This window comes from Pseudomonas sp. IB20, assembly GCF_009707325.1.
Classification (GTDB): domain Bacteria; phylum Pseudomonadota; class Gammaproteobacteria; order Pseudomonadales; family Pseudomonadaceae; genus Aquipseudomonas.
Window position 1 is genome coordinate 1,452,069 of record NZ_CP046103.1, and the last position, 12,971, is coordinate 1,465,039.

Annotated in this window: 16 protein-coding genes; 10 read left to right on the forward strand and 6 right to left on the reverse strand. The window is 60.9% G+C overall.

Annotated features, from left to right (window positions below):
* Positions 1-3 precede the first annotated feature (3 nt).
* The 6 genes from yiaY (at position 4) to GJU48_RS06670 (ending at position 6,431) form a co-directional block, all read left to right on the forward strand.
* The gene (yiaY, locus tag GJU48_RS06645) at positions 4-1,152 is read left to right on the forward strand and encodes an L-threonine dehydrogenase (protein WP_094951038.1); all 1,149 of its coding nucleotides are present in this window, start codon (positions 4-6) and stop codon (positions 1,150-1,152) included.
* Positions 1,153-1,243: 91 nt separating this feature from the next.
* Entirely contained in the window at positions 1,244-1,918 is a 675-nt protein-coding gene (locus GJU48_RS06650) for an NAD(P)H-binding protein (protein ID WP_094951037.1), read from the forward strand.
* A complete protein-coding gene (locus GJU48_RS06655; RefSeq protein ID WP_155295948.1) occupies positions 1,918-2,799 on the forward strand; it encodes a LysR family transcriptional regulator in 882 nt (293 codons plus the stop codon). The genes GJU48_RS06650 and GJU48_RS06655 overlap by 1 nt, the downstream gene beginning before the upstream one ends.
* Before the next feature lie 109 nt (positions 2,800-2,908).
* Positions 2,909-4,102: a CaiB/BaiF CoA transferase family protein gene (locus GJU48_RS06660; RefSeq protein WP_094951035.1), complete on the forward strand. Its 1,194-nt coding sequence runs from the start codon at positions 2,909-2,911 to the stop codon at positions 4,100-4,102.
* Positions 4,099-5,040: a hydroxymethylglutaryl-CoA lyase gene (locus GJU48_RS06665; RefSeq protein WP_094951034.1), complete on the forward strand. Its 942-nt coding sequence runs from the start codon at positions 4,099-4,101 to the stop codon at positions 5,038-5,040. The genes GJU48_RS06660 and GJU48_RS06665 overlap by 4 nt, the downstream gene beginning before the upstream one ends.
* A gap of 59 nt (positions 5,041-5,099) precedes the next feature.
* Positions 5,100-6,431: an MFS transporter gene (locus GJU48_RS06670; protein ID WP_094951033.1), complete on the forward strand. Its 1,332-nt coding sequence runs from the start codon at positions 5,100-5,102 to the stop codon at positions 6,429-6,431.
* Here GJU48_RS06670 and GJU48_RS06675 read toward each other — a convergent pair whose 3' ends face one another.
* Entirely contained in the window at positions 6,432-6,920 is a 489-nt protein-coding gene (locus tag GJU48_RS06675; RefSeq protein WP_094951032.1) for a DMT family transporter, read from the reverse strand.
* Positions 6,921-6,997: 77 nt separating this feature from the next.
* On the opposite strand from GJU48_RS06675, the gene GJU48_RS06680 reads away from it, so the two are divergent.
* From GJU48_RS06680 to GJU48_RS06695, 4 genes are all read left to right on the forward strand, one after another.
* The gene (locus GJU48_RS06680) at positions 6,998-7,915 is read left to right on the forward strand and encodes a LysR family transcriptional regulator (protein WP_242154873.1); all 918 of its coding nucleotides are present in this window, start codon (positions 6,998-7,000) and stop codon (positions 7,913-7,915) included.
* 13 nt (positions 7,916-7,928) lie between these two features.
* A complete protein-coding gene (fos, locus tag GJU48_RS06685) occupies positions 7,929-8,339 on the forward strand; it encodes a fosfomycin resistance glutathione transferase (RefSeq protein ID WP_094951030.1) in 411 nt (136 codons plus the stop codon).
* Between the two features lie 54 nt (positions 8,340-8,393).
* On the forward strand, positions 8,394-9,035 hold the full coding sequence (locus tag GJU48_RS06690; protein ID WP_094951029.1) for a LysE family translocator: 642 nt from the start codon (positions 8,394-8,396) through the stop codon (positions 9,033-9,035).
* A gap of 119 nt (positions 9,036-9,154) precedes the next feature.
* On the forward strand, positions 9,155-9,682 hold the full coding sequence (locus tag GJU48_RS06695) for a DUF4142 domain-containing protein (protein ID WP_094951028.1): 528 nt from the start codon (positions 9,155-9,157) through the stop codon (positions 9,680-9,682).
* A 53-nt stretch (positions 9,683-9,735) separates the two neighbouring features.
* Here GJU48_RS06695 and GJU48_RS06700 read toward each other — a convergent pair whose 3' ends face one another.
* The 5 genes from GJU48_RS06700 to GJU48_RS06720 form a co-directional block, all read right to left on the reverse strand.
* Positions 9,736-10,161 (reverse strand): low affinity iron permease family protein, encoded by a 426-nt coding sequence (locus tag GJU48_RS06700; RefSeq protein ID WP_094951027.1) that lies wholly within the window; start codon positions 10,159-10,161, stop codon positions 9,736-9,738.
* 101 nt (positions 10,162-10,262) lie between these two features.
* On the reverse strand, positions 10,263-10,763 hold the full coding sequence (locus GJU48_RS06705) for a methylated-DNA--[protein]-cysteine S-methyltransferase (RefSeq protein ID WP_094951025.1): 501 nt from the start codon (positions 10,761-10,763) through the stop codon (positions 10,263-10,265).
* 457 nt (positions 10,764-11,220) lie between these two features.
* Positions 11,221-11,631 carry a type II toxin-antitoxin system HicB family antitoxin gene (locus GJU48_RS06710; protein ID WP_094951024.1) on the reverse strand — a complete coding sequence of 137 codons (411 nt, stop codon included), beginning with the start codon at positions 11,629-11,631 and terminating at the stop codon, positions 11,221-11,223.
* A gap of 22 nt (positions 11,632-11,653) precedes the next feature.
* Positions 11,654-11,836 carry a type II toxin-antitoxin system HicA family toxin gene (locus GJU48_RS06715; RefSeq protein ID WP_094951023.1) on the reverse strand — a complete coding sequence of 61 codons (183 nt, stop codon included), beginning with the start codon at positions 11,834-11,836 and terminating at the stop codon, positions 11,654-11,656.
* A gap of 168 nt (positions 11,837-12,004) precedes the next feature.
* On the reverse strand, positions 12,005-12,898 hold the full coding sequence (locus GJU48_RS06720) for a LysR family transcriptional regulator (RefSeq protein ID WP_094951022.1): 894 nt from the start codon (positions 12,896-12,898) through the stop codon (positions 12,005-12,007).
* Positions 12,899-12,971: the final 73 nt, after the last annotated feature.

Consider the following 12,971-nt stretch of genomic DNA (forward strand, 5'->3'; position numbering starts at 1 on the left):
ACCATGAGCAGCACCTTCTTTATTCCCGCCGTCAACATCATGGGCACCGACTGCCTCGACGAAGCCATGACGGCCATCCGCAATTACGGCTTTCGCAGGGCGCTGATCGTCACCGACGTGGGCCTGGCCAAAGCGGGCGTGGCCAGCATGATCGCCGAGAAGCTGGCGATGCAGGACATCGACTCGGTGATCTACGACGGCGCCAAGCCCAACCCCAATGTGGAAAACGTCGAGAAAGGCCTGGTGATGTTGGAGGCCAATGCTTGCGATTTTGTGGTGTCGCTGGGCGGCGGCTCGCCCCATGACTGCGCCAAGGGCATCGCGCTGTGCGCCACCAATGGTGGGCATATCGGCGACTACGAAGGCGTCGATCAGTCCAGCAAGCCGCAGCTGCCACTGGTGGCCATCAACACCACCGCCGGCACCGCCAGCGAGATGACCCGCTTCTGCATCATCACCGACGAAACCCGTCACGTGAAAATGGCCATCGTCGACCGCAACGTCACGCCGCTGCTGTCGGTCAACGACCCGACGCTGATGGTCGGCATGCCCAAGGGCCTGACCGCCGCGACCGGCATGGACGCGCTGACGCACGCCATCGAAGCCTATGTGTCCACCGCCGCCACGCCGATCACCGACGCCTGCGCGATCAAGGCCATCGAACTGATCAGCGCCAACCTGCGCCTGGCCGTGCGCGACGGTACCGACAAGGCCGCGCGGGAAAACATGGCGTATGCGCAGTTTCTCGCTGGGATGGCCTTTAACAATGCGTCCCTGGGCTTTGTACATGCGATGGCCCACCAACTCGGCGGCCTGTACGACTTGCCCCACGGCGTGTGCAACGCGGTGTTACTGCCGCATGTGCAAAGCTTCAACGCGAGTGTCTGCGCCAAGCGCTTGAGCGACGTGGCGCGCGCGTTGGGCGCTGATATCAAGGGCATCACCCCGGAAGAGGGCGCCCAGGCTGCCATCACCGCCATTCGCACGTTGGCCCTCGACGTTGAGATTCCCGCCGGCTTGCGTGAACTGGGCGCCAAGTTGCAGGACATTCCGCTGCTGGCCACTAATGCGTTGAAGGATGCCTGTGGCCTGACCAACCCGCGGCGGGCCGATCAGCGTCAGATTGAGGAGATCTTTCGCAGCGCTTTCTAAAGGGGCAGCCGCACGCTGCAAGCGGTAAGCTACAAGCCGAACTGCATTTAACTTGAGCATGAAGCTTGCGGCTTGCCGCTGAGGTCCACCCATGAGAGTTCTGTTATTCGGCGCCACCGGCATGGTCGGTCAGGGCGTGCTGCGCGAGTGCCTGTTGGCCGCTGACGTGCAGGAAGTTGTCGCGGTCGGCCGCACGCCCTTGACCCAGGAGCACGGCAAGCTGCACCAGGTGCTGCACAGCGACATGCTGGATTTCCATCCCCTGGAAAACCTGCTGCAAGGTTTTGATGCCTGTTTCTTCTGCCTCGGCGTTTCGTCGGCGGGCATGAATGAAACCCAGTACACCCACCTCACCTATGACCTGACGCTGGTTGCGGCCAGCACCTTGGCGCGACTTAATCCGCAGATGACCTTTATCTACGTGTCCGGCGCCGGCACCGACAGCTCCGAGGCGGGCAAGTCGATGTGGGCGCGGATCAAGGGCAAGACTGAAAACGCGTTGCTGCGCCTACCGTTCAAGGCGGTGTACCTGTTTCGGCCAGGGGTGATTCAGCCGCTGCATGGCGTGCGTTCGAAAACGCCGCTGTACCAATCCTTCTATTCCGTACTCGGGCCGGCGCTCTCTTTCGTACGTCGGGTCAAGCCGGGCTGGGTCGTGAGCACCGAGACCGTCGGCCAGGCAATGTTGGCGGCGGTACGCCATGGCGCGCCGAACGCGGTGGTGGAGCAGGCCGAGATCAATCGCCTGGCCTCTGAGCGTCGCTGATGCTGCACAAGAGCCTGGTGCGTCGCCTGGACCTGATCACTTTGCAACTGTTCGTTGCGGTGTTTGAGGAAGGCACGCTGACCCGCGCTGCGGCCCGTGAAGCCATTGCGGTGTCGGCGGCGAGCAAGCGCCTGATGGAACTGGAACAGGTGCTGGGCGTCAGCCTGTTCGTGCGCCGGGCCAAGGGCATGGACCTGACGGCGGCGGGCGAAACCCTGTTGCACCATGCGCGGCAGATGCTGTTCAACGTCGAAAAAATGGGCCTGGAATTGGGCGAACACAGCCATGGCGTGCGCGGTCATGTGCGCATGCTGGCCAATCTGTCGGCGATCATTCAGTTCTTACCGGAAGACCTGCGGGATTTTTCCGCGCTGCATCCTGAGGTGAAAACTGATCTGGAGGAACGCCCCAGCAATGGCGTGGTGCAGGGTGTGCTGGATGGCGTGGCCGATTTGGGCATTTGCTCCAGCGACACGGACACTAAAGGCCTGCCCAGCGTGACCTATCGGCACGACAAACTGGTGGTGCTGATGCCGGCAGATCATCCGTTGGCTACCCGCCAATCCTTGGCCTTTGCCGAAACGTTAGGCAGTGATTACGTGGGTTTACATGCCGCCAGCTCGATCAATATGCGCACCCATGCGGCTGCGCGCGAGGCGGGCAAGATGCTGCGCCTGCGCATCCATGTGCCGGGGTTTGATGCGATGTGCCGGATGGTTCAGGCGAACATGGGCATTGGCATCCTGCCGCAAAAAGCCTATGAACTGTTTGGCCGCGCGTTGGGGTTGCACGCGGTGCCGCTGACGGATGCTTGGTCGGATCGCAGCTTGATCGTAGTGGTGCGCGATGAGGCGCAGTTGTCGCCGGTCAGTCGATTGTGATTATTGTTGTTCGTGTTTCGCGAACGCTCCTTGCCAACTGACGGTTGGATTTCTCCTACGCCTATCCTCTAGCCTTGCCCTCACATTCCAAGAATAAGAGGCTCACCCCATGACGGCTCCATTGACCGGTATCAAGGTGATTGAGATCGGCACCCTGATTGCCGCGCCGTTCGCCGCCCGGCTGATGGCCGAGTTCGGCGCCGAGGTGATCAAGATCGAAGCCATGGGCCAGGGCGACCCGCTTCGTAAATGGCGAAAACTGCACGAAGGCACCTCATTGTGGTGGTACCTGCAATCGCGCAACAAAAAGTCGCTGGCGTTGGACCTCAAGTCCCCGGAAGGCCTGGGCGTGATCAAGCAACTGCTCGGCGACGCCGACGTGCTGATCGAAAACCTGCGCCCCGGCGGCCTGGAAAAACTCGGCCTGGGCTGGGATGTGTTGCACGCCCTCAACCCCAAGCTGACCCTGGTACGCATCTCCGGCTACGGCCAGACCGGCCCTTACCGTGACCGCCCAGGCTTCGGTGCCATCGGCGAGGCCATGGGCGGCATCCGCTACACCACCGGCAACCCGGACTCGCCACCGGCGCGAGTGGGTGTGAGCCTGGGCGACTCCCTCGCTTCCCTGCATGGCGTGATCGGCGCGCTGATGTCGCTGCTGCGGGTCAAGACCGGGCAGGGCGACGGGCAGGTTGTCGATGTGTCCCTGGCCGAAAGCGTGTTCAACCTGATGGAAAGCCTGGTGCCCGAATACGACATGCTCGGCCATGTGCGCGAACGCAGCGGCGGCGCCTTGCCCGGCATCGCGCCCTCCAACACCTACCTGACCGCCGATGGCGCTTACGTGGTGATCGCTGGTAACAGCGACCCGATCTATAAGCGTCTGATGACCACCATCGGCCGCGCCGACTTGGCCGAAGCGCCGGAGTTTGCCCATAACGATGGCCGTGCGGCGAAAAGCGGTTTGCTCGACGCCGCGATCACCCACTGGACCAGTAGCCTGCCCATCGACCAAGTGCTCAGCGCTCTGGAAGCGGCAGAAGTGCCGGCCGGGCGCATCTACTCGGTGGCCGATATCGTCAGCGACCCGCACTACCAGGCGCGTGACATGCTGCTCAATGCCGAACTGCCCGGCGGCGTGTCGGTAAAAATGCCCGGCATTGTGCCCAAACTTTCCGAAACCCCAGGCGCGGTGAACTGGCAAGGCCCGACACTGGGCCAGCACACCGACGACATCCTCGCCGGCCTGGGCCTGACCGGGGCCGATATCCAACGCTTGAGAACCTTGGGAGTGGTGCAATGATCACCGATTATTCCGACCCGCTGATCGTGCAGGAAGTGTCCCCGCGCGATGGTCTGCAAATTGAACCCACCTGGGTCGAAACCGCCGACAAGATCACGCTGATTAATGAGCTGGCCTTGGCCGGGTTTTCGCGGATCGAAGCCGGCTCGTTCGTCTCCCCCAAGGCCATCCCCGCGTTGCGCGATGGCGAGCAGGTGTTCCAGGGCATCCAGCGTAAACCCGGTGTGATCTATGTGGCGCTGATCCCCAACCTCAAAGGCGCCCAGCGCGCCATCGAGTCCCGCGCCGATGAGCTGAACCTGGTGATGTCCGCCAGCCAGACCCACAACCTGGCCAACATGCGCATGCGTTGCGAAGCGTCATTGGCCGCGTTTGGCGCTATCGTCAGCTTCGCCGCCGACTACTCGGTGCGCCTCAACGGCAGCATCGCCACCACCTTCGGTTGCCCGTTCGAAGGCAAGATTGCTGAAGACCGTGTGCTGCAAATTGTCGATGCCTACCGCGAGTTGGGCATCCAGGGCATCACCCTGGCCGACACCACCGGCATGGCCAACCCGCGCCAGGTGCAGCGTCTGGTCACGCGCGTGTTGGAGCGCGTTCCGGCCAGCGACCTGACCCTGCATTTTCACAACACGCGCGGCCTGGGGTTGTGCAATGTGCTGGCGGCTTATGAAGCTGGCGCACGGCGTTTTGATGCGGCGTTAGGTGGCCTGGGTGGCTGCCCATTCGCGCCGGGGGCGTCGGGCAATATCTGCACCGAAGATTTGGTCAACCTGTGTGACGAAGTCGGTATTCACACCGGCATCGACCTGCCGCACCTGCTGCACATGTCCCGCCGCCTGCCGGCTCTGCTCGGCCATGCGCTGCCCGGCCAAGTGGCCAAGGCCGGGCGCAATGGCGACCTGCACCCGCCACCGGCTTATATCGCCACGCTGTAACGCCGCACCAGACAACAAAAACAATCGGGCGCCTTTGAGCAGCCCGCTGGAGAAAATGCATGAGCACTAATACGTTAGAGGCAGGCCTGCGCCCGGCTGCTGAGATCGATGCCGAAAAAGCCCTGGTCAGCAAGGTCGCCTGGCGCCTGATGCCGCTGATCATGGTGTGCTACCTGTTCGCGTTTTTCGACCGCATCAACATCAGCTTTGCCAAGTTCCAACTGCAAACCGACCTGAGCCTGAGCGACACCGCTTACGGCTTGGGCGCCGGGCTGTTCGTGGTCGGCTATGTGATCTTCGAAGTGCCCAGCAACATGATGCTGTACAAGGTCGGCGCGCGGCGCTGGATCGCGCGGATCATGATGTCGTGGGGCCTGGCCACGGCGGCCATGGTGTTTGTCACCGCCGAGTGGCAGTTCTACGGCCTGCGTTTCATCATCGGTGCGATGGAGGCAGGGTTTGCGCCGGGCGTGTTGTATTACCTGACCTTGTGGTTCCCGCAGCACTTTCGTGGGCGCATCACCTCGCTGCTGTTTCTGGCTTCGGCCTTCGCAGGCTTGGTCGGCGCGCCGTTCTCGGGGCTGGTGTTGGAGCATCTCGACGGCGTGCTGCAGATGCGCGGCTGGCACTGGCTATTCCTGCTCGGCGGCTTGCCCTGCATCGGCCTGGGCTTTCTGGTGCTGACGTTGCTCAAGGACCGCATTGAAGACGCGCATTGGCTCACGCCGGCGGAGAAGACCTTGCTGTCGAGCCGCATCGCCAAGCACGAGCCGAACCAGCACGGTGGCTCGCTGCTGTCGGCGATCCGCATTCCAGGCTTCCTGATGCTCGGGTTTATCTACTTCCTGATCCAGGTCGCGTCCTACGGCCTCAACTTCTGGGCGCCCCAATTGATCCGCAGCGCCGGCACCCAGAGCCCGGTGATGATCGGCCTGCTCACTGCGATTCCGTATGTGTGCGGTGCGATCAGCATGCTGGTGATCGGGCGGTTGTCGGACGCCACTGGCGAGCGGCGCAAGTTTGTCTGCGGCCTGGTGGTGTTAGGTGCGGTGGGTTTCTTCAGTGCCGGGATCTTTGCCGACCACACCACCTTCCTGATCATCGCCTTGGGCCTCCTGGGCGCTGGCATCATCGCCGCAATCCCGACCTTCTGGACCTTGCCGCCCAAACTGCTGGCCGGCGCCGGTGCCGGTGCCGCCGGTGGCATTGCGGTGATCAATACCCTTGGCCAGTTCGGCGGCATTGTGAGCCCGGTGATGGTGGGGCGGATCAAGGACCTTACTGGCAGCACCACCCCGGCGCTGTACGTGATCGGTGTGTGCGCGCTGTTGGCGGCGGCGCTATTGCTGTGGGGCTTGCCGCAAAAACTGCGCACGCTGGACAAGGCCTGATCAGCCCGCCGTTGCCAACGCACGGGCGGGCGTGCTGCTGAACTGAATCAACGCCACCCCACCGATCAACAGCAACGCCCCCAGCACCCGGGGCGTTGTCAGTTGGCGTTCCACCAGGCCGAACAGGCCAAAGTGATCAAGCAGCAGCGAAGCGAGAATCTGCCCGGCCATGGCCAAGGCGATAAACCCCGACGCACCGAGCTTGGGCAGCAGCACCAATGCCAGGGAAATAAAGCACACGCCAAATGCACCGCCGGCCCACATCCACAGCGGCGCTTTAGTGATAAACGCCAGGCTCGGCAGTGGTAAACGCAATGCCAGAATCACCGGCAATAGCACAATAATGCTCACCAACAGTGACGCCAGCGTGGCCCACAACGGGTGGCCGAGCCCGCGCCCGAGGTTGGCATTGATCGCGCTTTGAAACGGTACTACTGCGCCGGCGATCACCGCCAGCGCCAACAAACCCAACCAATGCAACGTCGTCATTGCGAATCTCCCAGAGGTTTTGCTGGACTCTAGGCTATTCGTCGCGCAAATTTAAATTCCAATTTCTTATGCCGAGCATGCAGCTGATGAATGATCTGCGCCGCATCGACCTCAACCTGCTGGTGGTCCTGGATGCCTTGCTCAGCGAGCAACATGTCACCCGTGCCGCTGAGCGTCTGCACCTTAGCCAGCCAGCGGTCAGCCATGCGTTGGCGCGCCTGCGGGATGTGTTGAATGACCCGTTGCTGGTGCGCCAGGGCGGCACGTTGGTGCCGACGGCGCGCGCGCTGGAGTTGGCGACGCCGCTGGCTGAAGCCTTGGCTCAGGTGCAGGCGCTGCTGGCGCCGAACCGATTTGACCCGGCGTCGGCTAAGCGTAGGTTTCGCGTGGCAATGTCGGACTACAGCGCGGCGATTTTGCTACCCGGTTTGGTTCGCGTTCTGCGTCATGAGGCGCCCGGTATCGACCTGCAAATCATCCAGGCCAGCCGCGAAGGCATGGTGGACGGCGTGCTCAATGGCGACATTGACTTGGCCGCTGGGGTATTCCCCGACATGCCCGCTGAACTGCGCACCACGCCGTTGTTCGAGGAGCATTACACCTGCCTGGTGGACCGCGACAGCCTGCCGGCAAACGGCACGCTCGACCTGCCCACCTACCTGTCGCGCCCCCATGTGCTGCTGGAAATGCGCGGCAGCGGCACGCCGGAAATCGAGCGGGCGTTGACGGCGATTCGTGAGCGGCGGCATGTGGCGATCAGCCTGCCGCATTGGGGCGTGGCGCCGCAGTTGATCCAGGGCACCGACCTGATTTTGACGGTGTCATCCAGAGGCGTACCCAACATTGATCAGCAGCATTTGCTGGCCGTACCGCCGCCGTTTCATATTCCCTCGTTTGCCTTTGAGCTGGCGTGGCATGCACGGCGGGGTGGGGATTCGGGATTGCAGTGGTTGATTGGGCAGGTGCAGGGTGTATTGTCCGAAAGCCACCGATAACAGGAAGCCCACCATGCTCTCAGGCCTCAACCACCTGACCCTTGCCGTCACCGATTTGAACCGCAGCGTCAACTTCTACCATCAGCTGCTGCACCTTCAGCTTGATGCGACCTGGGACAACGGCGCCTACCTCTCACTGCCCGGTTTGTGGCTGTGTTTGTCGCTCGATCCGTCGCGTACGTCAGAACCCGCAGCGGAGTACACCCACTATGCGTTCACCGCCGCTGTCAGTGATTTCCCCGCGCTGGTGTCGCGCCTGCGCGCGGCAAAGGTCCAGGAGTGGCGCGACAACCGCAGCGAAGGCGCTTCGTTCTACTTTCTCGACCCCGATGGCCACAAACTCGAACTGCATGTGGGCGATTTAGCCTCGCGTCTGCACGCCTGTCGCGCCAAGCCTTATGCAGGAATGAAGTTTTACCCATAGCCCCAGAACGTGCAGAATCCTTGCACCTCTCAACCGTCTGTCAGAGTCGCGCCCATGACCCCATCCTTGCTGCTCGCCGTCCTCGCTTCGGGCTTTATCTACGGGATTACCCCAGGCCCGGGCGTCCTGGCCGTGTTCGGCATTGGCGCTGCGCGTGGCCGCCGCGCCGGTGCGGGTTTTCTGTGCGGGCATTTGCTGGGGGACGTGGTGTGGTGCAGTACTGCGCTGATCGCCATTGTTGGTGCGCGGGAAGTCGGCAGCAGTGCCTTTGATGTACTCGGTGTGCTCAGCGGCTTGTATTTGTTCTGGCTCGGCTGGCGCGCCATTCGCACCCAGCGTCGCAGCAGTGATGCACCTCAGGGCGCGGCGCGGCATCCGTTCTGGCACGGCATTCTGTTCGGCCTGACCAACCCAAAGGCCTACCCGGTGGCGGTGGCGACATTTACCGCGCTGTTGTCCAGCCGTGCCGAGTTGCTGACCTGGGCGATGCTGCCGTCGTTGATCTTCCTGAGCTTCATCGGTGGCCTGCTGGCCTACGCGATTCTGATCGGCGTGGTGGGCGCCCAGCGCGTGCGCACGGTGTATCAGCGCCATGAAATCCTGATCACCAAACTGTGCGGTGTGATGTTCATCGGCTTCGCCATCAATGCGCTGGCGCACGCATTGCCAGGACTGTTCGGCAGCAAACCGGCCTGATGTGACGGCGACCGTTCGTCGCACAGGGAAGTTTTTTCTAAACCTTTGCCGCCCTGAAAATTCGAATTCAGGGCGGGGTGTATTTCCCCGCACCTATTTTTGCCCTGGAGGAACCCATCATGAGCCGCATGGCTATCCGGTTACGCACCGCCAGTTTCGCGATGCTGCTGGGCCTCGGCGCCAGCAATGCTTTCGCCCAGTCGCCTGCTGAATTCATCGAGCAGGCTTCGGCCAAAGGTATGGCCGATATCGAAACCAGTCGCATGGCCCACGCCAAAACTTCGTCCCAGGAAATCAAGGACTACACCATCGAGGTGATCAACGAGCGCACCCTCGCCAATCAGCATCTGGCGGCGATCGCCAAGAAGCTCGACTTGCCGGTGGCTCCGCGCGAGAAGATCGTCGACAAAGCCGAAACCTTGATGCCCGAACTCAAGGATGGCGACTCCTTTGACGCCGCTTACACCGCGCAGCAGGTCAAGGAAAACGAAGACGCCATCGCCTTGTTCAAGAAAGAAGGCGCGGCCTCGGATGTGCCCGAGATAAAAGCGCTGGTGGACGAGACGCTGCCTAAGCTGCAAGAGCGTTTGCAAAAAGCCCGTGCCCTGGCGTCGACCTACGGTAAAGGTCATCAAGGCGACGGTTGAATCCGTCACATGAAATGAAAAACGGCGGTTGGATGATTTCCAATCGCCGTTTTTTATGCCTGGTTCAGGTCGGTTTTACTCGGCAGCGCATCGTCCACCACTTCACCGCAATTGCTGTTTAGGCTGACGCTGCCGGTGTCGCCGATGCTGCGATATTGCCCGCGCAGGTGCTCCAACTCTTTGCGGTCTAGCCCATCCAGGCTCAACACAGCGTTCTGCGCATCCTTGGACACGCGCAGCAGCTCATCAATCTTGATATGCAGGATGTCGTTGTCGCGGTTTTGCGTGTTTTGGATCAGGAACACCATCAGGAAGGTAATGATGGTGGTCGAGGTGTTGATGATCAGCTGCCAGGTGTCGTTGTAGTGAAAGTACGGCCCGCTCAGGCTCCACAGAAAAATCAACGCGACGGCCGCATAAAACGTCCGGGCACTGCCTGCCCAGCGCGAAAGAGATTGGGAGACTGCGGAGAATTTCATGACCGTTTTCCTAATAGGTGGGTGATGAAAATACTGACCGCAGCTACACGGTGAAATTTCTTTTTACAATTGGGATAGTTGAACAAAGTTGTCTTTCGTAATCACAAGGCAAGTTTCACTTGACCGCGATCCTCGAGCGCCAACAGATACTGCTTGGCCTCAAGCCCTCCGGCAAACCCGGTCAACCCGCCTGAAGCGCCGATGACGCGGTGGCAAGGCGCAATGATCGAGATCGGGTTGCGCCCGTTGGCAGCGCCCACCGCACGCACCGCTTTGGGGTTGCCGATCTGCTGGGCGATCTGGCTGTAGCTGCGGGTTTCGCCAAAGGGGATGGTTAACAGCGCCTGCCAGACTTGTTTCTGAAACGCTGTACCGGTGAAATCCAGTGCCAGTTCGAACTGGTTGCGGGTGCCGGCGAAATACTCTCGCAACTGGCGCTCGGCTTCCAACAGCACCGGGCTGTCGTTGGCCTCCTGCAACTCACCCAAACGCACGCGGTTGGCGCGCTCTTTTTCCCACAGGATGGCGTTGAGTTTGCCGTCGCGCGCGACCAGGGTGAGCTGGCCAACGGGGGAGGGCATGAGCTTGTATTCGTAGGACATGAGCTGATTCCTCGAAAGGCATTTATAGGCACAGCGCTACTGTAGTTTTACCCGTCGGACTGGAAACTACGTTTCTTGCGATCAAATTCTCCCGGAGCTTAGAGGTTCCAGTAAACCCAATCGGCGAAGTGCGGGTACCCGTAGGACCTGGAGGCTCTATGAAGCCCCATGAGTGGTGAAATTTTACCAATGGCCACCCACAAAATCACATCGGGCAGCGTGACGACTAAAGCGAAGCACTGAGTGCTGACGAACGGGCCTGATTACGCTGCTCGTTCGTCGCCACCGTCAGAGATGCTGAGCTCTATGAAGCCCCATGAGTGGTGAAATTTTACCAATGGCCACCCACAAAATCACATCGGGCAGCGTGACGACTAAAGCGAAGCACTGAGTGCTGACGAACGGGCCTGATTACGCTGCTCGTTCGTCGCCACCGTCAGACGATGCTGAATGGCAACTATCCCTCTTTTTGCAGCACCTTCAGCGCTGCCGACGCCAGAAAACCCGAGCGGCTTTTTTCTTCGGGGTGATGCAGCACGTATTCATCGATACGGTTCAACAGATAGCCGGGCAGGGTGATGTTGAGTTTCTGCGCCTTGCCCAGGTACTTGGTGACATCAATGTCCACCACGGCCCAAGTGCAGCCGGCGTACTGTGGGTTGGCCGCATGCACGGTAACTTTTTGCGCGCGGGGAATTGGCGCGCCATCTTCCGCAAGGATCTCGAAGTGCCCTTCGATCGCCTCACGGGCCATGGCCATGGCGTCGTCCAAATCATCGCCAGCAGAGTAGCAGCCAGGAATATCCGGGACTTCCACGCCCCAGGCATGGTTCTCGTCACCGGTTGAAATTGCGATGGGGTAAAGCATGTCTATTGCCCTCCGGGGACGGTCAACTGAGCAGAGCCTGTTTCAAAATGCGCTTGGCGGTTTTGTCCAACAGGTCCTTCTTGGGATGAGGAATCGTCACTAACCCCGGTTTTGTCGGGTGTTTGAAGTGGTGATGACTGCCCCGTGTGCGCACCAGGTACCAGCCGTGCGCAACAATGTGACCTATCAAATATCGGCTATCCACATCACCTCCTTGTGGTGTGAGTCGGTGGTGACTATAACCACTTAAAATGAATTATCAACACTCTACCTACCGACGGTCGATGACCGGCGTTTCAGTAAGCGTTGAATGAAGTGTATGACCGCGCAGGAATGGCGCCGGAGAGAGGTATTGCGGGTTTTTTCGAAGGCGTTACCGAGTGTGTAAAACCTCTGCCAGCACACTGAGAAATGCCTCAGCCAATCTATTTTTTCTTATCGCCGGGGTCAGCGCCAGCAACTGCGCGCACGCATCCGCCTCCACCAACGGGCGATACGTCACGCCTTTGTTCATCAAACTTTGCGTGCATTCGGGTACCAGCGCCACGCCTTGCCCGGCGGCTACCAGCGCAATGATCGAAGTGATCTGCCGCCCGGTCGGCCCGGCGCGCAAGGGCTGGCCGTGGTGGCGGTAAAGTTGCTCGATGGACTGGTTCAACCCCGACCCGTAATCTGCCGGGAACAGTATCAACGGAAAAGCACCGAGCTGCGCCACGCTGACGGCAGCCTGCCTGGCCAACGGGCTGTCACTGGACACTGCTGCCACCAAGCGCTCTTCGCCCAGCGACAGCGCGTGGACTTCCCCTGTTTGCGGCAACAGGCGGCTCAGCCCGATATCCAGCCGCCCATCCGCCACTTGCGCGCCCAAGCTGCCGGAGGCGCACTCCACCAAGGTCAACTGCACATCGGGAAAGCGCTGGGCGAAGGCCTGGATCGCCTGGCTGAAAAGGTCCGACAGCGCGATTGAACTCACATACCCGAGTGCCAATTGGCCTGCGGTGCCCGCTGCCAATTTGCTGGCGATGACCTGCGCCAACTCAACCTGCTCCAACACGCCACGCGCGTAAGGCAAGAACGAACGGCCTTGAGCGGTGAGGGACACCGTGCGGCTGGTGCGATCAAACAGCTTGAACCCCAACTCCGCTTCCAGCGCCGAGATCTGCCGCGTCAGTGGCGGCTGGGCCAGGTGCAGGCGAAGTGCTGCGCGGCCGAAGTGCAATTCTTCGGCGACCGTCAGAAAGTAACGCAGCTTGCGTAGGTCGAGCATCCTGATCCTTGGGTATTGATCGGTTCAAAATCGGTATTGGTTTAAGACCCGTCGGCCATTCTATAAAGACCTC